At 41.6% G+C, this 25,964-nt stretch carries 26 protein-coding genes; 8 read left to right on the forward strand and 18 right to left on the reverse strand.

What is annotated here, in order from left to right:
- The 4 genes from EZL74_RS12010 to EZL74_RS12025 all read left to right on the forward strand — a co-directional run.
- A partial coding sequence (locus tag EZL74_RS12010) for an IS3 family transposase (protein WP_131476864.1) occupies nucleotides 1-903 on the forward strand: 903 nt, incomplete at its 5' end.
- A gap of 293 nt (nucleotides 904-1,196) precedes the next feature.
- Nucleotides 1,197-2,888 carry a lysine--tRNA ligase gene (gene lysS, locus EZL74_RS12015; RefSeq protein ID WP_131476865.1) on the forward strand — a complete coding sequence of 564 codons (1,692 nt, stop codon included), beginning with the start codon at nucleotides 1,197-1,199 and terminating at the stop codon, nucleotides 2,886-2,888.
- A gap of 102 nt (nucleotides 2,889-2,990) precedes the next feature.
- Complete coding sequence (locus EZL74_RS12020) at nucleotides 2,991-3,434, forward strand: hypothetical protein (protein WP_131476866.1); 444 nt, start codon at nucleotides 2,991-2,993, stop codon at nucleotides 3,432-3,434.
- A 63-nt stretch (nucleotides 3,435-3,497) separates the two neighbouring features.
- Nucleotides 3,498-3,833, forward strand: a complete 336-nt coding sequence (locus EZL74_RS12025) for a hypothetical protein (protein ID WP_131476867.1) — start codon at nucleotides 3,498-3,500, stop codon at nucleotides 3,831-3,833.
- Between the two features lie 36 nt (nucleotides 3,834-3,869).
- Here the strand turns inward: EZL74_RS12025 and hemL are convergent, their stop codons facing one another.
- From hemL to EZL74_RS12045, 4 genes are all read right to left on the reverse strand, one after another.
- Nucleotides 3,870-5,156 carry a glutamate-1-semialdehyde 2,1-aminomutase gene (gene hemL / locus EZL74_RS12030; protein WP_131476868.1) on the reverse strand — a complete coding sequence of 429 codons (1,287 nt, stop codon included), beginning with the start codon at nucleotides 5,154-5,156 and terminating at the stop codon, nucleotides 3,870-3,872.
- Nucleotides 5,157-5,190: 34 nt separating this feature from the next.
- Nucleotides 5,191-6,099 carry a glucosaminidase domain-containing protein gene (locus EZL74_RS12035; protein WP_131476869.1) on the reverse strand — a complete coding sequence of 303 codons (909 nt, stop codon included), beginning with the start codon at nucleotides 6,097-6,099 and terminating at the stop codon, nucleotides 5,191-5,193.
- Nucleotides 6,092-6,994 carry a 1-aminocyclopropane-1-carboxylate deaminase/D-cysteine desulfhydrase gene (locus tag EZL74_RS12040; RefSeq protein WP_131476870.1) on the reverse strand — a complete coding sequence of 301 codons (903 nt, stop codon included), beginning with the start codon at nucleotides 6,992-6,994 and terminating at the stop codon, nucleotides 6,092-6,094. The genes EZL74_RS12035 and EZL74_RS12040 overlap by 8 nt, the downstream gene beginning before the upstream one ends.
- Nucleotides 6,995-7,128: 134 nt before the next feature.
- Nucleotides 7,129-7,455, reverse strand: a complete 327-nt coding sequence (locus EZL74_RS12045; RefSeq protein WP_161971733.1) for a hypothetical protein — start codon at nucleotides 7,453-7,455, stop codon at nucleotides 7,129-7,131.
- A 31-nt stretch (nucleotides 7,456-7,486) separates the two neighbouring features.
- Here EZL74_RS12045 and EZL74_RS12050 point away from each other — a divergent pair, with 31 nt between their 5' ends.
- From EZL74_RS12050 to EZL74_RS12065, 4 genes are all read left to right on the forward strand, one after another.
- A complete protein-coding gene (locus EZL74_RS12050) occupies nucleotides 7,487-7,669 on the forward strand; it encodes a DUF5522 domain-containing protein (protein WP_131476926.1) in 183 nt (60 codons plus the stop codon).
- Nucleotides 7,670-7,698: 29 nt separating this feature from the next.
- The gene (locus tag EZL74_RS12055) at nucleotides 7,699-9,684 is read left to right on the forward strand and encodes a urocanate hydratase (RefSeq protein WP_131476872.1); all 1,986 of its coding nucleotides are present in this window, start codon (nucleotides 7,699-7,701) and stop codon (nucleotides 9,682-9,684) included.
- A 17-nt stretch (nucleotides 9,685-9,701) separates the two neighbouring features.
- A complete protein-coding gene (locus EZL74_RS12060) occupies nucleotides 9,702-10,232 on the forward strand; it encodes a DUF4136 domain-containing protein (RefSeq protein ID WP_131476873.1) in 531 nt (176 codons plus the stop codon).
- A gap of 89 nt (nucleotides 10,233-10,321) precedes the next feature.
- A complete protein-coding gene (locus EZL74_RS12065) occupies nucleotides 10,322-11,086 on the forward strand; it encodes a polysaccharide deacetylase family protein (RefSeq protein ID WP_131476874.1) in 765 nt (254 codons plus the stop codon).
- 31 nt (nucleotides 11,087-11,117) lie between these two features.
- Here EZL74_RS12065 and EZL74_RS12070 read toward each other — a convergent pair whose 3' ends face one another.
- From EZL74_RS12070 to paaA, 14 genes are all read right to left on the reverse strand, one after another.
- Nucleotides 11,118-13,163, reverse strand: coding sequence for an alpha-ketoacid dehydrogenase subunit alpha/beta (locus EZL74_RS12070; RefSeq protein WP_131476875.1), 2,046 nt, complete (start codon nucleotides 13,161-13,163; stop codon nucleotides 11,118-11,120).
- Between the two features lie 57 nt (nucleotides 13,164-13,220).
- The gene (locus EZL74_RS12075; protein ID WP_317125837.1) at nucleotides 13,221-14,291 is read right to left on the reverse strand and encodes a branched-chain amino acid aminotransferase; all 1,071 of its coding nucleotides are present in this window, start codon (nucleotides 14,289-14,291) and stop codon (nucleotides 13,221-13,223) included.
- Between the two features lie 4 nt (nucleotides 14,292-14,295).
- A complete protein-coding gene (locus EZL74_RS12080; protein WP_131476876.1) occupies nucleotides 14,296-15,606 on the reverse strand; it encodes a dihydrolipoamide acetyltransferase family protein in 1,311 nt (436 codons plus the stop codon).
- A 1-nt stretch (nucleotide 15,607) separates the two neighbouring features.
- A complete protein-coding gene (locus EZL74_RS12085) occupies nucleotides 15,608-16,204 on the reverse strand; it encodes an acyltransferase (protein ID WP_131476877.1) in 597 nt (198 codons plus the stop codon).
- A 77-nt stretch (nucleotides 16,205-16,281) separates the two neighbouring features.
- Entirely contained in the window at nucleotides 16,282-17,031 is a 750-nt protein-coding gene (locus tag EZL74_RS12090; RefSeq protein ID WP_131476878.1) for an enoyl-CoA hydratase/isomerase family protein, read from the reverse strand.
- A 74-nt stretch (nucleotides 17,032-17,105) separates the two neighbouring features.
- The gene (paaZ, locus tag EZL74_RS12095; RefSeq protein ID WP_131476879.1) at nucleotides 17,106-19,601 is read right to left on the reverse strand and encodes a phenylacetic acid degradation bifunctional protein PaaZ; all 2,496 of its coding nucleotides are present in this window, start codon (nucleotides 19,599-19,601) and stop codon (nucleotides 17,106-17,108) included.
- Between the two features lie 48 nt (nucleotides 19,602-19,649).
- Nucleotides 19,650-20,852: a 3-oxoadipyl-CoA thiolase gene (pcaF, locus tag EZL74_RS12100; RefSeq protein WP_131476880.1), complete on the reverse strand. Its 1,203-nt coding sequence runs from the start codon at nucleotides 20,850-20,852 to the stop codon at nucleotides 19,650-19,652.
- Between the two features lie 88 nt (nucleotides 20,853-20,940).
- Complete coding sequence (locus EZL74_RS12105) at nucleotides 20,941-21,348, reverse strand: PaaI family thioesterase (protein ID WP_131476881.1); 408 nt, start codon at nucleotides 21,346-21,348, stop codon at nucleotides 20,941-20,943.
- A 1-nt stretch (nucleotide 21,349) separates the two neighbouring features.
- Nucleotides 21,350-22,498, reverse strand: a complete 1,149-nt coding sequence (locus tag EZL74_RS12110) for a 3-hydroxyacyl-CoA dehydrogenase NAD-binding domain-containing protein (RefSeq protein ID WP_131476882.1) — start codon at nucleotides 22,496-22,498, stop codon at nucleotides 21,350-21,352.
- 1 nt (nucleotide 22,499) lies between these two features.
- Entirely contained in the window at nucleotides 22,500-23,282 is a 783-nt protein-coding gene (locus tag EZL74_RS12115; protein WP_131476883.1) for an enoyl-CoA hydratase-related protein, read from the reverse strand.
- A gap of 29 nt (nucleotides 23,283-23,311) precedes the next feature.
- Nucleotides 23,312-23,812, reverse strand: coding sequence for a 1,2-phenylacetyl-CoA epoxidase subunit PaaD (gene paaD, locus EZL74_RS12120; RefSeq protein ID WP_131476884.1), 501 nt, complete (start codon nucleotides 23,810-23,812; stop codon nucleotides 23,312-23,314).
- Between the two features lies 1 nt (nucleotide 23,813).
- Nucleotides 23,814-24,566 carry a 1,2-phenylacetyl-CoA epoxidase subunit PaaC gene (paaC, locus tag EZL74_RS12125; RefSeq protein WP_131476885.1) on the reverse strand — a complete coding sequence of 251 codons (753 nt, stop codon included), beginning with the start codon at nucleotides 24,564-24,566 and terminating at the stop codon, nucleotides 23,814-23,816.
- Between the two features lies 1 nt (nucleotide 24,567).
- Nucleotides 24,568-24,852, reverse strand: coding sequence for a 1,2-phenylacetyl-CoA epoxidase subunit PaaB (gene paaB, locus EZL74_RS12130; RefSeq protein ID WP_240034599.1), 285 nt, complete (start codon nucleotides 24,850-24,852; stop codon nucleotides 24,568-24,570).
- Between the two features lie 47 nt (nucleotides 24,853-24,899).
- Nucleotides 24,900-25,856 (reverse strand): 1,2-phenylacetyl-CoA epoxidase subunit PaaA, encoded by a 957-nt coding sequence (paaA, locus tag EZL74_RS12135; protein ID WP_131476886.1) that lies wholly within the window; start codon nucleotides 25,854-25,856, stop codon nucleotides 24,900-24,902.
- Nucleotides 25,857-25,964 lie beyond the last annotated feature (108 nt).

The following is a 25,964-nucleotide window of genomic DNA, read 5'->3' on the forward strand; positions in this document are numbered from 1 at the left end:
ATGAAACAAGACTTTCCTAAACTGGGAATAGCTGTTTTATGCCGATTGTTTGGCAAAACAAGACACGCCTATTACGATTGTTTATGGCGTAAAGAAAGTAGTTTAGTCAAAGAAGATGTCATTCTTCAGGAGGTGCTCAACATTAGAAAAGACTTACCGCGACTGGGAACCAGAAAGCTGCATTATTTAGTTCAAAATAAGTTAATGTCGCATCAAATAGCTTTTGGTAGGGATTATTTATTTGATTTATTGTCAGAACATAAACTGTTGATTCGTCAAAGAAAAAGAAAAGCCATAACYACTGATTCCAGACATTGGATGAGAAAGTATAGCAATCTGCTAAAAGGACTTGCTGTAACAAGACCAGAACAAGTTTGGGTAAGTGATATCACTTATATCCGCCTAACCAATCAGTGGGGCTACCTGAGTTTAATAACCGATGCTTATTCAAGAAAAATAATGGGATATAGTTTTCGTCAGGACCTGGCAGCAGAAGGCTGTATTGAAGCTTTAAAAATGGCATTGAATAACAGACAGTATGGTCAATCGATTATTCATCATTCCGATAGAGGCTCTCAATATTGTTCTCATAACTACGTTGATTTATTAATGAAAAATAATATTGCTATAAGTATGACTGAGAACGGAGATCCCTATGAAAATGCATTGGCAGAGAGAGTTAACGGCATCATTAAAACAGAGTTCAACCTTTACAGTAGCTCATTAGGCTTTGATCAAACAAAACATAGAATAAGTAAAAGCATTAAGTCTTATAATGAACTAAGGCCACATGCCAGTTGTGATTATTTAACCCCTAACCAAGCACATTTACAATCAGAAATATTAAACAAGAGATGGAAAAACTATAATAGAAGTTTTAATCATGAAAAAGCAATTGTATAGCAACTTTAGGATTAAAAAGTATATTTGTATAGCTATAATAGGATTTATTTAATAACTTGTATAGTTATTTTAGGACGGGTCAGTCATCTGTTTGTCTGTCTTGTCCCACATAGCAAAGGCATAGATAGTGCATGAAGAGTGTATGAAAACAAGCATTATGTAAAACAGACTCCTCACCAAACGGCAAAACAAAACCAAACCCATTCACCCCCGCAAAGACAAACATTTTCAAATTCCTGCAGTAGCAAATTTTCAAATTATCGTTATCTTTGCACGCTTAAATACAATACGATATGCAACTTTCCGAACAAGAAATCATTAGAAGAGAGAAGTTAAACGCTCTGAGAAACTTAGGAATCAACCCTTATCCGGCGAATTTATTTCCCGTAAGCCACACATCAAAGCAGGTTAAGGAAAATTTCGAAGAAGGAAAGAAGGTTATTTTGGCCGGACGCATCATGAGTGACCGCGATATGGGAAAAGCGTCATTTGTAGAACTACAGGACAGCGAAGGGAGAATCCAATTGTATTTTAACCGCGACGTACTTTGTCCGGGTGAAGACAAAACGCTTTACAATCAGGTTTTCAGAAAACTAACCGATTTAGGGGATTTCATAGGTATAGAAGGAGAATTATTTTTAACCAAAGTAGGCGAAAAGTCTGTTCGGGTTGACCAATTCACTTTTTTAAGCAAAACATTACGCCCGCTGCCATTGCCAAAAGTAGATGACGACGGAAAAGTACACGATGCCTTTAACGACGCTGAGTTGCGTTACCGCATGCGATATGTGGATTTGGTAGTAAATCCACACGTAAAAGAAGTATTCATCAAAAGAACCAAGTTGTTCAATGCCATGCGTACCTTTTTTAATGCGGCCGGTTATATGGAAGTCGAAACCCCGGTATTACAATCAATAGCCGGTGGTGCCGCAGCACGCCCGTTCATCACCCACCACAACAGCTTAGACATTCCGTTGTACATGAGAATTGCCAACGAATTGTATCTGAAACGATTAATCGTAGGTGGATTTGACGGGGTATATGAATTCTCTAAAAACTTCAGAAATGAAGGAATGGACAGAACCCATAATCCTGAATTTACAGCCATGGAAATTTATGTAGCTTACAAAGACTACAATTGGATGATGGAATTTACCGAAAACCTGCTCGAATATTGTGCCTTACAGGTAAACGGAACAACTGAAACTACCTTTGGCGAACATAAAGTGAACTTTAAAGCACCTTATGCCAGAGTTACCATGACCGATGCCATCAAAAAATTCACCGGTTTCGATATTTCAGGAAAAAGTGAGGCCGAACTTTTTGAAGCAGCCAAAAACATGGGTATAGAGGTAAATGAAACTATGGGTAAAGGTAAATTGATTGATGAAATTTTCGGCGCCAAGTGCGAAGGCAACTTCATCCAGCCGACTTTTATTACCGATTATCCCAAAGAAATGTCGCCTTTGTGTAAAGAACACAGAGACAACCCCGAATTGACGGAACGTTTCGAGTTGATGGTTTGCGGAAAAGAAATAGCCAACGCCTATTCAGAATTAAACGATCCTATTGATCAAAGAGAACGTTTTGAAGCCCAGTTGAAACTCGCAGAACGCGGTGATGACGAAGCCACACAGTTCATAGATAACGATTTCTTACGAGCACTCGAATACGGAATGCCGCCAACATCAGGATTGGGAATAGGAATGGATCGATTAACCATGTTTTTAACCAACAATGCCTCCATACAGGAAGTATTGTTCTTCCCGCAAATGCGTCCGGAGAAAAAACAATTGGATCTAACCGAAGACGAAAAACTAATCATCAGTTTATTGAAAACCGAAAACAATCAAAACCTGGCCCAACTCAAAGACAAATCGCAATTAAGTGGAAAAAAATGGGATGCTGCAATGAAAGGATTAGCCAAACACGGCCTTACCAAGGTAATGGTTGACGGAGATAACAAAACAGTAGTTTTAAACTAAAAGAAAGGAACTCGATGGAGTTCCTTTTTTATTTTTTCATAAAGATTAAACCTTTTTTTCTCATCTTTGTCTCATATCAACTTAATTTAAAAAACAATAACAATGAAAAAAGTAGTATTAGCCGTAGTAATGTTAGTGGGATTAACTACATGGGCTCAGGAAAAAGAAACCAAAAAAGCAGACCGAAGAGAGTTAACGACCGAACAAAAAGTAAACTTACAGGTTGAAAAAATGACCAAAGACTTGGAACTAAATGAGAAACAAGCCAAAGACGTCAAGGCATTGGTGACCAAACAAGTTGAAAAAAGAGAAGCTAAAAGAGAAGAACTTAAGCAACTCAAACAGCAAAAAGACCTGAAAAGAGGAGAAATGAAAGAGCAAATGGAGAAAGAACAAGAGGCTAATACTGCTGAAATGAAAAAAATCCTGACTCCGGAGCAGTTCGCCAAATGGGAAAAAATGAGAGACGAAAGAAAAACCATGGTAAGAGAAAAAATGCTGGAGAGAAGAGAGCAGAAATTAAATCCGATGGAAAAACAAAAATAAATTTTGAAAAGAACTAAAAAGACCTTAGCTTTGAGGTTATTATTTCACTAAAAAAACTTCAAAATGAAAAAATTAATTGCTGCTTTAACTCTATTATTAGCCTTTTCAATAAGTGCAAATGCACAGGAGAAAAAAGCTTCTGACTTTTCACCTAAAGAATTAGGTCAAAAAGATGCTGATGATTTGACCGCGCTATTAGGCTTAAATCCAACAGAAAATGCAGATTATGCAAGACTCTTCGAAGGCAAATACAAAACATTGGAAGACAAAACTCTTTCACAAGAGCGCAAAGATGTTTTAGCAAGAATCATTGAAGACAAAATAAAAGCAGGTTTAAAAGCGGAACAAGTGGATAAACTTGACAAAAACCAAGAGTTGTTAAAGCGCTTAACACATTAATCAAATAAAAAAGCCTCGATTCTCGAGGCTTTTTTATTATAGCGTTTGGGCAACTTTATTGATTGCGTTTATTGTGAAATCAAGATCCTCATAAGTCAGAGCATCTGTAATAAACCAGGTCTCATATGCAGAGGGCGCTATGTAAACCCCTTCATTTAAAAGCCCGTGAAAAAACCTTTTGAACGTATCATTATCTCCGTTCTTAGCCGTTTGAAAATCAACTACAGGTTCGGCATCAAAATGCACTGAAATCATCGAACCTACTCTATTGATAGTAAAAGCCATCCCATTATCAGTCAATACTTTATGAATTCCTCTGTGCAAATACGAAGTTTTCGCTTCCAATCGCTTAAAAACTTCAGCATCCTTATGTAAGGCTTCCAACATAGCCAACCCCGCTGCCATAGCCAACGGATTACCCGAGAGAGTACCCGCCTGATACACAGGTCCTAGTGGTGCCAGATGATTCATAATCTCGTTACGTGCCGCAAAAGCACCCACTGGCAAACCGCCTCCTATTACTTTTCCGAAACAAACGATGTCCGCTGTAACTCCATATAATTCCTGAGCTCCTCCTTTGGCCAAACGGAACCCGGTCATAACTTCGTCAAAGATTAACAAAGCGTTATTTTCATCACAAATCTGACGAAGAGCCTGCAAAAAGCCTTCTCTAGGAGGAACACATCCCATGTTCCCGGCAACAGGTTCAATGATAATGGCGGCAATTTCATTTTTATTGGCGTCAAACAAAGCTTTTACATTTTCCAAATCATTGTAATTGGCCAATAAGGTATCTTTAGCAGTTCCCTGTGTTACTCCCGGACTGTTAGGGGTGCCGAAAGTACTGGCTCCGCTCCCCGCCTGAATCAAAAACGAGTCAGAGTGCCCATGATAACAACCGGCAAATTTGATAATCTTATCGCGTTTGGTATAACCCCTGGCCAGGCGAATAGCACTCATACAAGCCTCTGTTCCCGAATTCACAAAACGAATTTTATCGATATTAGGAACCATCGAAATGGCTAAGGATGCAATTTGAGTTTCCAATTCGGTGGGCATTCCAAAAGACGTACCGCTCTTGGCTCTTTCGATTACAGCTTCAACAACAGGAGGAAAAGCGTGTCCCAATATCATGGGTCCCCACGAATTAATATAGTCTATCAATCGGTTCCCGTCTTCATCATACAGATAGGCTCCTTTCGCACTTTTAGCAAATAACGGAGTACCCCCGACTCCTTTAAAAGCTCTTACCGGAGAATTTACTCCCCCCGGAATTACTTTTTCAGCGTCAGCAAACAACTGACTGCTTCTTTGATAAATCATAGAATGAGATTTTAATGTATTTTCTTTGGAAAATTTATTTAACAATGATGCTTTGTCCCAACGACAAAGTATTGTCGGTCATATTGTTTTTCTTTTTTAATTCTTCAACCGTAATGTTAAATCTTTTTGAAATAGAATACAAGGTATCACCTTTGACAACAGTATAGGTAGAAACATCATCGTTATAAACAATCTCCTTTTTAGTGATGGTTACCGGAGCAACAAATGGTTTTCCTAAAACCTCCGCATCGTATTTACTGAGCTGATAACGCTCAATCAATGCAATTAGTTTCTCCGGATATTTAGGGTCGGTAGCATAACCGGCATTTTTTAAGCCTTTTGCCCATGCCGCATAATCATCTTGCCCCAACTGAAACAAAGGAGAATAGCGCGGTCTGCTGGTTAAAAAGTAAGAATGATCCCGAAAAGACTCACTGGGATCCTGATACTTGCGGAAACACTCATTTTCTTCATCATCGGTATAACTGATGCTCGGACCGTCCCACTCCTTATGGCACTTGATTCCAAAGTGATTGTTAGCCTGAACGCTCAATGGCCCTGTTCCGGCACCCGATTCTAAGATAGCCTGACCCAAGGTCACACTGGCAGGAATCTTAGTTCTCACCATGTTGTCTTTGGCTACATCTTTGTACTTATCAATGTAATCCAACACCATTTGTGTAGTAACTTTTACACGAGTGGTAGCCTCTAAAACTACAGTAGAATTAGACCTGTTTTCATTGGTTGAAGTAGTCTTTTTTTGAGACTCCGCAACTTCAGACTGCTTTTTGTTCTGTGGTGTATAAATAGGTCTTTTCGTCCTTTGCACTACCGGAGCATTCGTTTTCCTCGGATCGGGCTTAGTCATTCTGACTACTGCCTTGTTGCTGCTACAGGAAGCAGTAACAATTAAAAGAAGCAATAAAATAAGTTTCTTAATCATTGATAATTATTTCAGTTAGTTTTTTTTGTCGCAAACTCTTATTCATTCCGGCTATTCCTTGCAGTCCTCCGGTGTGAATCATCAGTATTTTAGAATCTTCCGGAAACTTATTCTTGTGTATCATATCTAAAACTCCAAAAACCATTTTACCGGTATAAACAGGATCCAGAGGAATTTGGTATTTCAGATAAAACTCGTTTACAAAAGCAATCAATTCGTCCGATACTTTAGCATATCCTCCGAAATGATAGTCCGTAATCAGTTCCCAGTTGGTATTCTTAGCAAAGCTACAAATATCTTCGTTCAAAAAATCACCTTTTAACACCGGAAAACCCAAAACTTGTTGACCGCTTTTTGAACAATTGATAAGACCCGAAATTGTACCTCCTGTACCAACTGCACAGCAAATATAATCAAACGCCGCATCCTCATCCGTTAAAATCTCCTCACATCCCTTTACTGCCAAATCATTGGTTCCGCCTTCAGGCAACAGATAGAAATCGCCAAACTTATCCATCAAACATTCCAAAAAAGTGATTTCATTTTTTTCCCGGTAGGCTTCTCTGGACACAAACTCAAAAACCATTCCCAATTCTCTCGCTTTATACAGTGTCGGATTTTCGGCAACTTTATCTTCCAACTCTTCCCCTCTGATAACCCCTATAGTCTGAAAACCGTACTCCTTACCGGCAGCGGCCACCGCCAGGATGTGATTGGAAAAAGCACCGCCAAAAGTCAACAGAGCGGTCTTTTGCTCATGTCGGGCTTGCGCCAAATTGTACTTGAGTTTTCTGTATTTATTCCCCGAAATTAAAGGATGTAACTCATCTTCACGCTTAATATAAAGAGTGATGCCTGAGCCTTCCACTGTTATTTTTTGATTGTAACTTTTCAAAAAAATATTTTTACAAAGGTACGAAAAGCGCAGTGTATGGCGAAAAAAGAACTCCGAAATTACAACCTGAGAAAACAGGATTTGATTCTGTTTTTAACAGCATTGCCCGGGAAAAACTATTCAAAAACCAACCCTTATTTTCTCCTTCTGATGAAATTAAAAAACGGCCGGCTCTTTAAATACTCAAAATCATTCTCCTTTTCGTAAGCTTCTTTTTCAAAAGAAATCTCTCTGTAGGCTGCATTCCAGTTTCTCAACCTGCAGTAATGCACTAAAAACGCAATGAAATACCAAATCAAAAAAGGCAAAACCAAAAGCTCTGATTGTTGTCTGAGGTGAATTCTTTCGTGATTCAGCAACACCTTGTCCTGTTTAGCCGTTTCGTTCTTTAAGAAGACAAAAGGAAAAACCGCAAAAGCTTTATATCCTTCAGGAAGTAAATATTTGGAAACGATGAGTATCATTACTGCTAAAGTCTTTAAATTTGTAGTTATGATTGAGCAAAATAACGAAAATAAACTAACCAAAGGAGAGGATTATTACCTAACCCCCGAAGGATATAAAGTGTTTACCGAAAAATACCATCTCAAACGAGGGTATTGCTGTCGGAGCGGTTGCCGCCACTGCCCCTACGGTTTCGACAAAAATACCGGTACCATAAGGCCCAAAAAATAACACCAAACTAAAAATATAATTTAACTCAAATGACTTTTCAAGAACAAATTTTAGCAGGAATTCCGGATGCATTACCCCAACCGAAGCCCTACGAACCCGAAATAAACCATGCACCAAAACGCAAAGAAATACTAACCGAGGAAGAGAAAAAATTAGCCTTAAAAAATGCACTGCGTTACTTCGAACCAAAGCATCATGCAACCTTACTTCCGGAGTTCAAAGCCGAATTGGAAACCTACGGACGCATTTACATGTACCGTCTTCGCCCCGATTATAAAATGTATGCCCGTCCCATTTCAGAATATCCGGGTAAGTGTGAACAGGCCAAAGCCATCATGCTGATGATTCAAAACAATTTGGATTATGCTGTAGCCCAACATCCTCATGAACTGATTACATACGGCGGTAACGGAGCCGTGTTTCAAAACTGGGCACAGTACCTTCTAACGATGAAATATTTGGCCGAAATGACCGAAGAACAAACCTTAGTCATGTATTCTGGCCACCCCATGGGATTATTCCCTTCTCACAAAGAAGCTCCGAGAGTCGTCGTTACTAATGGAATGGTAATCCCCAACTACTCCAAACCCGATGATTGGGAAAAAATGAATGCCCTGGGCGTTTCACAATACGGTCAAATGACAGCCGGCAGTTACATGTACATTGGTCCACAGGGAATTGTTCACGGAACCACCATCACAGTTCTGAATGGTTTCAGAAAAATAAAAAAATCACCTGCAGGAAGTTTATTTGTAACCTCAGGATTGGGCGGTATGAGCGGGGCTCAGCCCAAAGCCGGTAACATCGCCGGATGCGTTACCGTTTGCGCCGAAGTTAATCCGAAAATTACTCACATCCGTCATTCACAGGGTTGGATTAATGAAATTATAGACAATATTGATTTGTTAGTCCCAAGAGTAAAAAAAGCATTAGCAAATAAAGAAGTAGTCTCTATCGCCTACCTCGGGAATGTCGTAGATATCTGGGAACGTTTCGACCGGGAAAACCTGCACATCGATTTAGGTTCGGATCAAACTTCACTACACAACCCATGGGCCGGAGGATATTACCCGGTTGGTTATTCTTTTGAAGAATCGAATACCTTAATGGCTGATAATCCTGAATTGTTTAAAGAAGAAGTACAAAAAACACTGCGTCGTCATGCCGCTGCTATTAATAAACATACCGCCAAGGGAACTTATTTCTTTGACTACGGAAATGCATTCCTACTTGAAGCTTCCCGCGCCGGTGCTGATGTAATGGAAAAACACCCTACTATCGGCCATGAATTCAAATACCCAAGTTATGTGCAGGATATTATGGGTCCTATGTGTTTCGATTACGGATTCGGACCCTTCCGTTGGGTATGTGCTTCCGGCAATCCCGAAGACCTTGCTAAAACCGACAAAATAGCTTGTGAAGTCTTAGAAGAAATGATGAAAAATGCCCCCGAAGAAATCCAACAGCAAATGGCTGATAATATTCAGTGGATTAAAGGAGCTCAGGAAAACAAACTCGTAGTAGGTTCACAAGCCCGAATCTTATACGCCGATGCCGAAGGAAGAATTAAAATCGCGGAAGCATTTAACCAAGCTATAGCCCGTGGCGAAATTGGCTATGTGATTTTGGGCCGCGACCACCACGATGTATCCGGCACAGATTCTCCGTATCGTGAAACTTCGAACATTTATGACGGTTCCCGTTTTACAGCCGACATGGCCATACACAATGTCATTGGCGACAGTTTCCGTGGCGCAACCTGGGTCTCCATTCACAACGGAGGCGGTGTCGGATGGGGCGAAGTAATCAACGGAGGTTTCGGCATGGTCCTCGACGGAAGTAAAGAAGCGTCGCGTCGTTTGGAATCGATGTTGTTTTGGGATGTCAACAACGGGATCTCACGAAGAAGCTGGGCCAGAAACGAAGGTGCCGTTTTCGCCATAAAAAGAGCCATGGCCACGCAACCTTTGTTAAAAGTTACCATCCCTAACTTAGTTGATGAAGCATTGTTATAACACTTAATTTGAATACCATGAAAAAGGTTGCCTTTATTCCGGTTTTATTCCTAATCCTAACTTCTTGCAGTTCTGTGAGAGTGAATTCGGATTATGACAAAAAAGTAGATTTCACTCCATTTAAAACGTATGCCTTTCTCAAATCGGGGATTGACAAGGTTGAAATATCCGATTTAGACAAGAAGCGCATCTTGCATGCTATAGATGATGCCATGGCCTCTAAGGGATTTACCAAAAGTGAATCGCCCGACTTACTGATTAACTTTTTTACCAAAGAAAGGGAACAGGTCGACGTCAATCAATTCAACGCGGGCTGGGGATATGGCTGGGGCTACGGATGGAACCCTTACTTTTGGGGCGGCCGCACCACTGTCAATCGTTACACCGAGGGCACTTTGTACATTGACCTGATAGATGCCAAGAAAAAAGAACTCATCTGGCAAGGCGAAGGCGAAGGCGTTCTGACCAAAGACACCAACAAAAAAGATGAAGTCATCAAAGAATTTGTAACCAAAATTTTGGAACAATACCCACCACAAAAAAAGTAGTCGGTATTAATGACTGATAAGTAGATTAAAAGCCATGACATGATTGTTGTGGCTTTTTTTATTATTTTTAATCGTCAAAAAATCTTGTTATGAGCAAAATAATACCCTTTCTGCTTTCTGTCTTACTTTTTAGCTTCATTATTTCTTGTAACAAAAAAACTCCCGAAAAACCGCAAGCGGGGGTCATTATTACTTTTGACGATGCTTACGTTGACGAGTGGTTTGAAGCTGATAAAATCCTAAAACCATACCATTGGAAAGCCACATTCAACGTATGCCGCATAGACTCGATTGGCGAACCGCAACAACGCAAACTGCATGAGCTCCAACAGGAAGGACATGAAATTGCCGGTCACGGATACCACCATCTCAATGCAGTGAAATTTGTAGCGGAAAACGGCATCAGTCAATACCTCAAACAAGAAATTGACCCTATGATGGTTTCCATGAAAAAGAGAGGTTTCAACGTAACATCGTTTGCCTATCCTTACGGCGAAAGAAGTCCGGTACTTGACACGGCCTTAAAAAAGCAATTCAAAATCATCAGGGGAAGAGCCTTTTGCGGAGATTTACCTGAAAAAGAAGGCTGCTACTTTCATGGTTCCAAATACGTGTACGCTTTTGATATTGATAACAGCCATGTGCATTTCAGCTACCATTATCTTTTAGAACTTTTAGATTATGCCAAGAAAAATAACATGATATTACTGTTGTGCAGTCATAAACCGGTCAAAGAAGTGACCGATAATTATCAAACAAAAATGGAAACGCTTGAGTTTTTATGCAATTACGTAAAACTCAACAATATGAAATTTTACACCTTGCGGGATCTGGATCAATGGGTAAAAAAGTAGCCGCAAACAATCTGAATTTGCGGCTATATTATTAGTAATTTAAAAGCTCTTCCATTTTGTCCCGAACTTTGTCGGCATTGGGAATCATGGTAAATTCCAACGTACTGTTAAGCGGTATGGCCGGCATATTCTCCGATCCAATCACCATCACAGGAGCATCTAAATATTTAAAACAGTTTTCCTGAATCAATCCGGCTAAACTACGGGCAAAAGAGTTATTGGTAGGTTCTTCGGTTACCACCAGACACTTTTTAGCTTTTTTAACCGATTTAAAAATAGTTTCTTCATCCAACGGATACAACGTTCTCAAATCCACGATTTCCACTTTGTTTTTCATCTCCTCCGAAGCATTCAGCGCCCAGTGCACACCCATTCCGTAAGTAACAACTGTAATCGTTTCTTCGGTTTCCTGTTCCCAAATTTCCTGAACAATATTAGCCTTACCAAACGGCAACAAGTAATCTTCACTAGGCTCATTAACTCTGGCTGCATCAGTACCTTTTACCTTACTCCAGTATAAACCTTTGTGCTCTAAAATCACCACCGGATTCGGGTCATAATAAGCTGCTTTGAGCAATCCTTTTAAATCGGCACCATTACTCGGATAAGCTATTTTAATGCCGCGAATATTAGTCAACACACTTTCTACCGAAGACGAATGATAGGGTCCGCCACTGCCGTAAGCGCCAATCGGAACACGCAAAACCATGCTTACCGGCCATTTCCCATTCGACAAATAACTCGAACGACTGACTTCAGTGAATAACTGATTCAAGCCCGGCCAAATATAATCGGCAAACTGCACCTCAACTATCGGTTTTAATCCAACGGCTGACATCCCAACCGTAGAACCCACAATAAACGCTTCCTGTATCGGAGTATTGAATACACGCTCGTCACCAAACTTTTGGGCCAAGGTCGCGGCCTCCCTGAATACACCGCCTAAACGTCCGCCTACATCCTGACCGTACAACAAACATTCTTTGTGCTTTCGCATTAATTCTTCTACAGCAAACAACGCACAATCCACCATTACTACTTTGTCTTCGCGCTCCGGATTTCGCTCACCTACTTCTTCTGTAACAGGCGTCGGGGCAAAATCATGCGTAAACAAATCTTCAGGCGAAGGATCTTCGGCCACTAAGGCTTTATCGTAATCGGCTTTTACCTTAGCAACAGCCGTAGATTCTATTTTTTGAATATCCTCTGAAGTAAATCCTGCATCCAGTAATTGCTTTACCAAAACCGGATAAGGGTCACGCGATTGCGCTTCTTCCAAATCATCGCGGTACCATTCCATTCGAACCCCGGAAGTGTGGTGATTCAGCAACGGTACTTTGGCATGCACCAAAAACGGCCGGCGTTCTTTGCGTATGGTTTGCACCACTTTTTGAACCGCTAAATAACTCTCCGTAAAATTAGCCCCGTCAATCGATAAGGCTTCTATTCCATTAAATCCTTTGGCGTATTCAAAAGCATTTTGGGCTCGGGTTTCAGCGGCATTGGCCGAAATATCCCAACCGTTATCTTGTACCAAATACAAAATCGGCAATTGTTTTAAGGCGGCCATTTGCAACGCTTCGGCAATTTCTCCTTCGGTCACCGAAGCATCGCCAAGCGAACAAACCACAATTGGACTTTCCTGATTTTTATCTACTATTCCAATGTTTTCTTTATACCAAAATCCCATAGCAGCCCCCGTCGCCGGTATAGCCTGCATCCCTGTTGCAGAGGATTGGTGCGGAATTTTAGGCTTGTCGGCATCTTTCAAACTCGGGTGGCAATAATAGGTTCGCCCGCCCGAAAACGGATCGTCTTTCTTCGCCATCAACTGCAACATTAGATCATAAGGCTGCATGCCAATACCCAGCAACATTGCATCATCACGATAGTACGGAAATGCATAATCCTGCGGCAACAACTGCATGGCCATCGCAATCTGTATAGCTTCGTGTCCGCGGGAAGTAGCGTGCACGTATTTGGACACGGTTTTAAAATTAGCTTCATATAAAGTCGCCATCGCCTTAGCCGTAGCCAAGGTTGCAAACGCTTTTTCAAGTATCTTTTTGTCTAACATTTCCATTATGCTAAACCCTGACAGAGTTTCGAACTCTGTCAGGGTTATTTTATTTAATTATTTTGCTTCTACCAACCACCCAAATGTATCTTCAATTTCCTGAATTTTTATCCCGTTCAAGGTATCATTCACCATTACCGAAACCGGATTATCTTCCGGCAACTTAATAGTCAAGTCAGCATTGCCAATTTCTTCAATCATCGCAATTCCCACCGCAGTTCCCACACCAAAAGCTTCCTCTAAAGTTCCGTCTTCAGATACTTCTCTAATTTCAGTAATGGTAATCGGACGTTCTGTAACTTCATATCCTTTGTCGCGCAGCAAATCAATCACACTCATACGGGTGATTCCTGCCAAAATAGAACCGCTCAAATCCGGAGTTACAAACTTCCCTCCTATTTTAAAGAAAATATTCATGGTTCCCACTTCCTGAATTTCTTCAAAGTTTTGGGCATCCAACCAAAGTACTTGGTCGTATCCTTTGGCTTTGGCATATTCGGTTGGGCGAATAGCAGCAGCATAATTCCCGGCCGCTTTAGCTTCTCCGGTTCCTCCGTTTACGGCACGTACGTATTTCTTTTCGGCATATAGTTTTATCTTTCTGCTGAAAAAAGGACCTGCCGGCGAAGCCATGACAATGAATTTAAAACTAGTGGCGGCACGCATCCCAATAAAAGGCTCATCAGCATACATGAACGGACGCAAGTACAAAGCGCTTCCGGGTTGTGTCGGAATCCAGTCTTTTTCCAAAGCGGTGAACTGTTTCAAAGCTTCCACGAACAAATCTTCCGGAAACGAGGGCATTCCCATACGGTCCGCACTGTGATTCAAACGCTTGGCGTTCTCATATGGACGGAATAATAAAGGGGTTCCGTCTTTACCCAAAGTAGCTTTCATCCCTTCAAAAATCGCCTGACCATAGTGCAAAGCCATAGCCGCAGGATGTGTTGGTATTAAGGCCAACGGTTCAATTCGGGCATTGGTCCATTCGCCGTTTTGATAATCGCAAACAAACATGTGATCCGTAAACTGGGTTCCCATTACGATATTGTTGTTCAGCTCTACCTGACTGACTCTGGACTGTGCGACTTTGTTTATTTTAATCGAATGTGTCATTACTTCTTGCATGATATTATAAAGTTGTAGTTGTGTCAAATTGTTCTAAATAATCGCCTACTTTACGCAGGAACGAACCTCCTAAAAATCCGTCCACCACGCGGTGGTCAAACGAAAGGGAAAGGAACATCATACTGCGAATGGCAATTTCATCGCCTTTAGAAGTCGTAATCACTTCCGGGCGTTTCTTGATAATTCCGAGAGCCAAAATAGCCACCTCGGGTTGGTTGATAATGGGCGTTCCCATCAAACTGCCAAACGTTCCCACATTAGAAATGGTAAACGTACTGCCTTGAATTTCTTCGGGTTTTAATTTGTTATTTCGAGAAGCTTCAGCCAAAGTATTTACGTCTTTTGCCAAAGCAACTAAATCTTTTTCATTGGCATTTTTCACCACAGGAACAATTAAATTCCCCGAAGGCAAAGCCGTTGCCATTCCGATATTGATATCTTTATGAACGATGATATTCTTTTCATCCACCGAAACATTAATCATCGGAAAATCGACAATGGCTTTGGCTACAGCCTGCACAAATACCGGTGTAAAGGTCAGTTTCTCGTTGTATTTTGACTGGAACTTGTCTTTATTTTCATTACGCCAATTCACTAAATTCGTCACATCCACTTCAATGTACGAAGTCACATGTGGCGAAGTTTGTTTGGAATACACCATGTGATCCGCAATCATTTTGCGCATGCGGTCCATTTCTACAATATGGTCTTTGCCCTCCACAAAATTGATTTTGGGTTTTGGATAAACTGAAGTTGCTGGTTGTTGGTTGTTGATTGATGGAATACTTTTGAGAGGATATTTTCTATTCTTCAAATACTGAAACACATCGCTTTTTTGCAAACGCCCATCGGTTCCCGAACCCGGTATGCTTTGTAATTCTTCTATCGATAGATTTTCTTTTTGTGCAATGGAAATGATTAAAGGGGAAATAAAAGCGTCCGGATTGGTTTTGTGTACAATATTCTGTAATGTTGGTTTAGACGAGGGTTCAACTCTCCCCGACTCCACAATCTCTTGCTTGGCTCCGCTCCGTTCACCTTCGGCTCGGATCTTTCTTGTTGCTTCTTGAACTCCTTCAGCATCAATCAAAGCTAAAACAGTTCCCACCTCAACCACGGCATCCTTGTGAAAACGAATTTCAATAATGGTTCCCGATACTGGTGAGGGTACATCGCTGTCCACCTTGTCCGTAGCCACTTCCAGTAGGGTCTCCTCAGCTTCCACAAAATCACCTACATTTTTCAACCAAGTAATGATGGTTGCTTCAGATATGCTTTCGCCCATTTTGGGCATTTTGAATTCTACTATCGACATTTTATTTTTTTCTAAATTCTTCCAATGTTTTATAAAACGCTTCCTGCGTTGGACGGTCTTTCGGAATTTCCCGTAACGGCTCTACGGCTCTTAAAGTTTCATAACATTCCTTGGGCAATTGTTGGTATAAGGCTGTTCCTTTAGTCTTCCATTCTAACATCTCATCCGAAACGTCTTTAACAACTACCGCCGGATTTCCGACTACAATTTTACGATTCGGAATGACGGTTCCGGCTTTGACAAAACTCAAGGCACCTATGATACATTCATCACCTACATTGACATCATCCATAATCACGGCATTCATTCCTACCAAACAATTCGCACCGATATTAGCTCCGTGAATAATGGCACCGTGCCCAATATGCGCTCCGGCTTTCAAAACCATTGTCTTTCCGGGAAACATGTGAATGGTACAATTTTCCTGTACATTGCAACCGTCTTCAATAATGATTCCCCCCCAATCGCCACGAATGGCAGCACCGGGCCCTACATAAACGTCTTTCCCGATAATGACATTACCCGTAACCGCAGCCTGCGGATGGATAAAACTGCTTTCGTGTATGACCGGGATAAACCCTTTGAATTCGTAAATCATATTTTTTAGATGATAGATGATAGACGGATAGATTATAGATTACTGTCTATTCTCTCTTCGTCTCTTATCTTATGTCTTTATTTAAATTTTTCTAATGTCTTCTTGGTAAAATCAGACAGCACCAATCTTCCGCTGATAGCGGCTCTTTCGGCTAACAGATTATCCCAATCTTCGGTACCGCGCCAAAATATTTTTTTCATTTCGGCCATTGCTTCCGGATTGTAAGTGCATAAATGCTTAGCAAAAGCCAGTACAGCTGTATCCATTTCCGCTATGCTTTCGTATACATGGGCAAACAATCCTTTTTCTTTGGCCCACGACGCTTCATAAAAAGTATTGGCATCAATGGCAATTTGTGACATGGCTGAAACGCCCATTTTACGTTCGATTGCCGGTGACACTACGAAAGGTCCTATGCCGACGTTCAATTCGCTTAACTTAATCGCGGCAAATTTGGTGGCCATACAATAGTCGGTTGAAGCGGCAATTCCTACTCCTCCTCCTACCGTTTTCCCTTGGATGCGTCCGATAATGAATTTCGGGCATTTTCTCATGGCATTGATCACGTTGGCAAACCCTGAAAAAAATACTTTTCCGGTAGCCGCATCATCAATGGCGATTAATTCTTTAAAGCTGGCTCCGGCACAAAAAGTACGGTCACCTCCGCTTTGCAGAATGATTACTTTAACATCGTTGTTATTCCCAACTTCGGTAATCGTGTTGGCTAATTGTGCCAAAATGGTACCCGGTAACGAATTTTGTTCCGGATGAAAAAATTCAATCGTGGCGATGTTGTCCTGTATAGTATGTTTTACGTATGCGTCCATGTTATGTTTATTTTCTAGCCCCGATTGCAGCAAGTTACCATGTAACGCGGAAAGCGGGAAATAGCTTCAAATTATTATAAAATTCCGAATTGCTCGAAATGATGATTCAAATGTTTTCGTTCTAATAAATACGATTCGTAACGGTTTAATTCACCGAAAACCATATTTTTCATAACCGCTTCGGGGTTTTCTTTGAAAAAGGTTGTATAGTTTTCTCTGGCTTCGAAGAATTTGGTTTTGGCTGTTTCAAAATCGGGATGAACTAAATCTTCCAATTCATCTTTCTTCATCGTTGGGAACTGGGTGCCACGTGGAAACTTTTCATAGTTGTATAATGAATTATGCACCTTGTCTAAAATCTTCTCAGGGGTGGCAATGTCAAAATCCTGAATTTCACCCGACATGATGCGATAGCCTTGCTCTAAATGTTCCAACAAATGTTGGGGCGTTAATATTCCCCATTGCGGCTTAGCATCAGCCGTTAATTTGTTGATACACTCGGTCACTTTTGCATCGGTCATTTCCACAAAAACTTCCTGTTTTTTCTGCACCATAGTCAAAATGGTCGCTACTGCAACCAATTCGTCAGTCGTATCAAAAACTTCTACAAACCACTTTACAATACCGCTCGGATGCTCGGCTGAAGCTACATCTCTGTCTACTTTTTGCTTGCAGGTTAAACGTACATACACCGTGTCATTATGGTAAATCGGGCGTAAGAAACGGCATTCTTCCAAACCATAATTGGCAGCAACCGGACCTTTATTCGGGTACACAAACAACCCGGCAGCGGCGGCTAAAATGAAATACCCGTGTGCCGTACGTTTTTTGAAAATACTGCCATCCAACGAAGTGATATCAGTATGGGCGTAAAAATGATCCCAAGTGATATTGGCAAAATTGATGATATCAGTATCTGTAACCGTTCTGTTGTGTGTACGTAAAGACATACCTGGCTGGATGTCCTCCCAATGGTATTGGAACGGATGCTGGGTGATTTCTTTATAGGCCGAATTCGGTTGGTAAATACCTGTAATTTCGGTTAAGGTAGTTGGTGAACCTTGCACGGCGCAACGCTGCATATAATGTTTGATTCCGCGAACACCGCCCATTTCTTCTCCGCCTCCGGCACGACCCGGACCTCCGTGTACTAACAATGGAAGTGGCGAGCCGTGACCCGTACTCTGCTTGGCATTTTCACGATTCAATACTAAAATTCTTCCGTGATGCGAAGCGGCATTTACTACATATTCTTTGGCAATGTCATCCGAATTGGTAACAATTGAAGACACTAACGAACCTTTACCCATTTGAGCTAACTCTATAGCTTCATCAATTGTTTTGTAAGGCATTAAGGTGGATACCGGACCAAAAGCTTCGGTTTCGTGAACGGCTGTATTTTTAAACGGATGGTCTTCGCGCAACAACATTGGGCTGATAAACGCTCCTTTGTCATCGGCTCCGATTAATTCCAATCTATCAAAATCACCATAAACAACAGCAGCTGTTTTGGCAATTTCCGAAACTCTGTTTTTGACTTCGGTCACTTGATCTTTAGAAACCAAAGCACCCATGCGCACTTCTTTTTGTCTCGGGTCTCCTATGGTTACTCTGTCTAATGCTTTTCCGAGTGCCGTTTGCACCTCATCCATTAAGTTTTCGGGAACAATCATACGACGGATAGCGGTACATTTTTGACCGCATTTCACGGTGATTTCACTTCTTGCCTGACTGATAAACAAATCAAACTCGGGCGTTCCCGGAACGGCGTCCTCTCCTAAAATAGAAGCGTTCAGGGAATCAGCCTCCATATTAAACGGCACGGATTCGCTGATGATTCTTGGATGAGCTTTTAACATGCGTCCGGTTGATGCTGAACCCGTAAACGTAACAACGTCCTGGCTTTCCACCGTATCAATCAACGTATTGGCAGAACCGCAGATTAATTGCAAGGCACCTTCAGGCAAAATATTAGAAGCTATGATTTCACGAACAACCGCTTCGGTTAAATAGGAAGTAGAAGTTGCCGGTTTTACTACTGCCGGCATCCCGGCCATCCAGTTCACCGCACATTTTTCTAACATTCCCCAAATCGGGAAGTTGAAGGCATTGATATGCACAGCTACTCCTCGTTTGGGCACCAAAATATGATGCGCCATAAAACGACCGCCGCGAGACAAGTCAATAGGGTCGCCTTCTACGTGATAGGATTGGTTGGGGAATAATTTTCGCAACGAAGCATTGGCAAACAGGTTACCAAAACCTCCTTCAATGTCAATCCAACTATCCACCCGTGTGGCACCGGTTCTATAACTGATTTCGTAGAATTGTTCTTTGCGTTTGGTCAAATACATGGCCAAACTTTTGAGCATGTTGCCGCGCTCCTGAAAGGTCATTTTGCGGAGTTTTTCGCCACCTTTGGTTCTTCCGTAATGCAGGATTTCGGCAAAGTCCAAGCCTTGTGTAGAAGCATGCCCTACGATTGCCCCGGTAACCGAATCAAACAACGGAACGCCTTCTCCGGCGCCTGATGTCCAATTCCCTAAAACGTAATTTTGTATTTTGCTCATATTCTATTTTTTTAGATCAGACAGGTTAAAAAAACTATCTGGTCTTTTTTATACTCTTTCAATAATGGCGGCATAGCCTTGTCCGACACCGATACACATGGTAATTAAGGCGTACCGTTTTCCTGTCAACTGTAATTCCAAAGCAGCAGAATAGGCTATTCTGGCACCGGTTACGCCCAGTGGATGTCCGATGGCAATCGAACCCCCGTTTGGATTCAGTCTTGGGTCATTATCGGCAATGCCCCAAGCACGTGTACAGGCCAATGCTTGTGCCGCGAAAGCTTCGTTCAGTTCGATGATGTCGATTTGATCTAAGGTTAAACCGGCTTTTTCCAACGCTTTATTGGTGGCTTCTACCGGACCAATTCCCATGATTCTTGGTTCTACGCCAACTATGGCTGAACTTACTATTCGGGCTAATGGTTTTAAGTTGTATTTTTTTACAGCCTCTTCCGAGGCGATAATAGTTGCTGCCGCACCGTCATTCAATCCCGATGCATTTCCGGCCGTAACGCTACCGTCTTTTTTGAAGGCGGGACGCAATTTGGATAAACCTTCCATTGAAGTGGTTGGTTTGATAAATTCATCTTTGGAAAACTGAATCGCATCGCCTTTGCGTTGCGGAATTTCTACCGTTACGATTTCTTTGGCTAATCTTCCTGAGGCTTGCGCTGCGGCAGCTTTTTGTTGACTGTTCAACGCAAAAGTATCTTGATCTTCACGAGAAATATTGTATTTTTCTACCAGGTTTTCGGCGGTTTCTCCCATAGCATCGGTGCCGTACATTGCGTGCATTTTGGGATTGATGAAACGCCAACCAAAACTCGAATCATACATTTTACTATCGGTTCCGTAAGCCGCGGATGGCTTAGAAACTACCAATGGGCCTCGGGTCATATTTTCGATTCCACCAGCTATAAACAAGTGTCCGTCACCAGCTTTGATGGCTCGACTGGCATTGATGATAGCTGACAAACCTGAACTACATAAACGGTTTACGGTTTCACCTGGAACGGTATACGGTAATCCTGCTAAAAGTAGCGACATACGGGCTACATTGCGGTTATCTTCACCGGCTTGATTGGCGCAGCCCATGATGACGTCATCGTAGGCTTCTTTTGGGATACTTGGATTTTTATCGGTTACAGTTTTGATGACCAAAGCCCCTAAATCATCGGGGCGAACCGATGCCAGAGATCCTTGGTAACTTCCGATTGGAGTTCGTACTCCGTCTATAATGTATGCTTCCATTTTTTTATTAATGGATAATTGATAATTAATAATGGATAACTATAAACCCAAAAACTTCAATTGTCAATTATCAATAGTTAATTGTTAATTATTCTTCCCATTCTTTGGCGGTGCGGTAAACGACCCCTTTGAACAGGGCAACCAATTCGTCGCCTCGTTTGACTTCTATGATATTGAATCCTAATTTATTGTTCACTTTTTCTATGACCGACTCCGCCGTTAAATAGTCGCCTTCACTAACCGCTTCAATATGATTGATGGAGGTTTCGATGGAAACGGCAAACCTGCCATGAGTATTGGCGGCAAACCCGAAAGCGGTGTCGGCCAGGGAATAGGTGATTCCGCCGTGAGCCTTATACATGCTGTTGAGCATTTCTTTGCGTACGGTCATGCCCACTTTGCAACGCCCGATTTCACATTCTAAAATCTCGATACCCAACCATTGGCTGTAGGCATCCTGACTTAGCATCTTGTATGGGATTTTGGTTCCTTCCATATTAGAAAAAGGTTTTATTAGCGGCGCTCATTCTTCTTAATAAAGCACTGCAACGGTATCTGTCTTCGTGGTATTCGTTGTATAGTTCATCCAGTTTTTCTACGCACCATTTGATGCCCAATTCGTCGGCCCAGGCCAATAATCCTTTGGGATAATTAACCCCTTTGGTCATAGCATTGTCAATATCTTTGGCTGAGGCAATGTTCAAAAACAAAGCGTCGGCTGCCTCGTTGATGAGCATTACGATTACACGGTCAAATATTTTTTGAGCCGATTTTAAATCTTCTGTCGGATTTGGCAATTCTTTGCTGTAATCATAAAATCCACGTCCTGATTTTCTTCCGTAAAAACCGGCTTCCGCCAATCGCTTTTGTGTGAACGAAGGTTTGAATCGCGGATCAAAATAAAAAGCGGTAAACACAGTTTCGGTTACCGTATAATTGACATCGTTTCCTATGAAATCCATGAGTTCGAAAGGCCCCATTCGGAACCCACCGATGGTTTTCAAAGCCCAGTCTATGGTGGCAAAATCAGCAACACCTTCTTCGTACATCCGGAGACTTTCGCTATAAAAAGGACGGGCCACACGGTTTACAATAAAACCGGGGGTGTCTTTTACCTGAACGACCACTTTTTTCCAACCGGCTATGGTTTCTAAAGTAGTTTTTAAAACTTCTTCACTGGTTTGCACCGCCGGAATAATCTCGACCAACTGCATTAGGGGTGCCGGATTGAAAAAATGAATTCCAATGACGCGTTCCGGTTTTTGACAAGAAGCTGCTATGGAAGCTATGGATAACGAAGATGTATTGGAGGCTAAAATGGTTTCCGGTGAAACATAATTCTCTAATTCGGCAAACAGTTTTCTTTTGATTTCGGCATTCTCAACAATGGCTTCAATAACCAAATCCGAATGCGACAAATCGCCCAAAGCATGGGCATAAGAAATATTGCTGATGATTCGGAACTTTTCGTTGGCATCGATTTTTTCTTTTTCTACCAATTTTGACAGTGTACTTTCTAATGTGGCTTTGCTTTTAGACAGTGCCTCCTGATTGGTGTCGTAAATCTTAACTTCACAACCGGCGGTAGCGGCTACTTGAGCTATTCCGCTTCCCATAGTTCCCGAACCTATTACTGCTACTTTCATACTACTCACCTTTAAATTCTGGTTTTCTCTTTTCTACAAAAGCAGTAACTCCTTCGTTGTAATCATAGGACGAACTGGCTTCTATTTGTAAATCACTTTCTAACGCCAGCTGTTGTTCCAACGAATTATTCATGGATTGATTAAGTAATCTTTTGGTCAAACCAATTGCTTTGGTTGGCATAGCAGCTAAGGTTTCGGCTAAGGCTTGCACTTCTTCTTCAAAAGTAGCTGTTGGATATTCTTTGTAAATCATTCCCATGATTAGTGCTTGAGCAGCATTTACTCTGTCGCCCAACATCATCAAGGCAGACGCTCTTTGGAAACCGATTAATCGCGGTAAAAAGAATGTTCCGCCACTATCAGGCACCAAACCAATTTTGCTGAATGCCTGAATAAAACTGGCATGTTCGGTAGCTACTACGATATCACAGGCCAAAGCGATATTGGCTCCGGCTCCGGCCGCTACCCCATTTACGGCAGCGATTACGGGTTTTTCAATGGTTCTGATTTTTTGGATAATCGGATTATAATGTTCTTCCAGAATTTTTCGGAATCCCGGATTAATCTCGGGTGTAGTGACTTCTTTTAAGTCTTGTCCGGCACAAAAAGCTTTTCCGCTTCCGGTAATTACTATAGCTCGGACCTCTGTATTTGTGGCACAATCGTCTAATTTGGCTTGTAACGACAACGCCATTTCCCGGTTGAAACTATTGAATACTTCCGGGCGATTGAGTGTAATCCATGCGATGCCTTTTTCAATTTTTATTTCAATTGAATTGCTCATACCTATTTTATTTTAAAAACCTAAACGGTTTATTTTAAACATTTAAAGTAGTCAAAAGGCTCCAAACAGTCTTCGCATTGAAACAATGCTTTGCAGGCTGTAGAACCAAACTGACTCACTAATTTCGTATTCAAAGATCCGCATTGCGGACATTTCACTACTTTTTTATTTCCCAATAAGGCTTCTTTATCAACTTCTGCCGATAGCGGGGAAGCAATCCCGTATTTTTCCAGCGCCTGTCTTCCTTTTGGCGTAATCCAATCGGTGGTCCAAGCCGGAGATAAAATCAAATCTACTTTGGCTTCATAACCCTTTGCTTTGAAAGCGCTTTTGATGTCATCGCCAATCACATCCATCGCGGGGCAACCACTGTAGGTTGGTGTTATTTCAACGTGAACAATGTTGTCCACTAATTTTGCCGAACGCACCACTCCCATTTCCACTATAGAAAGTACCGGAATTTCAGGATCGGAAACCGATGCCAAAATTTCAAACAGTTCTTGGTCGATATGGAGTTCGGTGGCTGTCATCTTACCAGGTCATGTTGGGATACGTGCGTTGCATGTATTGCAGTTCAGTCAGAATATACCCCATGTGTTCCGAGTGAATTCCCATTTTTCCTCCTTTTTGGAAGTATTCAATGGTTGGTGTTTGCAAAGTAGCTTCTTCTAAAATGCTGCTTACTTTTTGGTAATATCCGGCTTTGAGATGAGTTACATCTACTCCAATTCCTTCTGCAACCATAGCTTTATCGGCATCCGTTTGATGAAATAACTCGTCAGTAAATATCCACAAATCATTTATGGCTGTTTGAATTCTGTTGTGACTTTCTTCTGTACCGTCACCTAATCTTCTGATCCAATCCGAAGAAAAACGAACGTGATACAATACCTCTTTTATGCTTTTCTTAGCTATAGCCGAGAGAGTTTCGTCTTTGCTGTTCTGCAATTCTTCTAACAAAGCCAAATGAAACACATCAAACAAAAACTGTCTGGCAATGGAATAACCAAAATCCGTATTAGGCTGTTCTACCAAAAGCACGTTTTTGTATTCTCTTTCCAAACGAAGAAAGGCAACCGTGTCTTCGGTCGCATCGCCTCCTTGTAATTTGGCAACATATTGGTAGTAACTGCGTGTTTGTCCCAACAAATCGAGTGAAATGTTGGTCATGGCAATATCGGTTTCCAAGCTGGGTCCGTGACCGCACAATTCTCCCAAGCGCTGTCCTAAAATCAAAGAATTATCAGCAATACCCAGTATGTATTGAATTAAATTGTTGTTCATCTTACATGTGTTTTAATTCTTCGGGCAATTCGTAGAACGTTGGGTGACGATATGCTTTGTCCATAGCCGGTTCAAAAGTTTCCCCGTTATTTTCCGGGTTGGATGCTGTTATTTGTGCTGATGGTACTACCCAAATACTCACTCCTTCCATCCGGCGTGTGTATACGTCGCGGGCATTTTCTAATGCCATAGTTGCATCGCTGGCGTGAAGCGAACCGCAATGACGGTGTTCTAATCCGTTTTTACTTCTTATAAATACTTCCCAAAGTGGCCAATTCTTCATAATTATGAATTTTAAATTATGAATTATGAAATTTCATAATTCGTAACCGATTATATTGCTTTCTTTTCTTCTTTATTTGCTTGTTTTTCGGCATAAGCCACAGCGGCATCACGTACCCAAGTTCCATTTTCCCAAGCTGATTTTCTGGCTTCCAATCGCTGTTTGTTACACTTTCCGTGGCCTTTTACCACTTGCCAGAACTCATCCCAATCGATTTCTCCAAAATCATAATGTTTGCGCTCTTCATTCCATTTCAGTTTGTCATCCGGAATGGTTAATCCTAAAATATTGGCTTGCGGAACGGTTTGGTCCACAAACTGTTGACGCAATTCATCGTTGGTTTTGCGTTTCAGTTTCCATTTTACCGATTGTTCCGTATTTGGCGATTCTTCGTCTTTAGGACCAAACATCATCAAGGAAGGCCACCACCAACGGTTGAGTGCATCTTGTGCCATGGCTTTTTGCTCGGGCGTACCGTTGCAAAGGGTCAGTAAAATTTCATAACCCTGACGTTGATGAAAACTTTCTTCTTTACAGATTCGAACCATTGCGCGAGCATAAGGGCCATAGGAAGTTCCCATTAACGCTACCTGATTCATAATCGCGGCACCGTCAACCAACCAACCAACGGCACCCATATCAGCCCAGGTTATGGTTGGATAATTGAATATGCTGGAGTACTTGGCTTTCCCTGAGTGTAATTGTTCGTACATTTCTTCGCGGGAAATTCCGAGTGTTTCTGCGGCACTATACAAGTACAATCCGTGACCGCCTTCGTCCTGGATTTTGGCTAGCAACGCTACTTTTCTTCGTAACGATGGCGCGCGGGTAATCCAGTTGGCTTCGGGAAGCATCCCTACGATTTCGGAATGGGCGTGCTGCGAAATTTGACGAATGTGAGTTTGTCGGTATTTTTCGGGCATCCATTCTTTGGGTTCAATTTTCTCGTCTCTGTCGATACGAGCCTGAAACAGGGCTTCTAAATTTTTAACTTCTTGTTCTGACATACTTTTTAGGGTTGTGTTCCAGTTCAGTCGCCGTAATATTTTACTTTGCAGTAACTTTGAACGATTATATTTTTTTATTCAATTCTTTTACTAATTAGCCCCGATGGC

The sequence above is a fragment of the Flavobacterium silvisoli genome, assembly GCF_004329815.1.
Taxonomy (GTDB): domain Bacteria; phylum Bacteroidota; class Bacteroidia; order Flavobacteriales; family Flavobacteriaceae; genus Flavobacterium; species Flavobacterium silvisoli.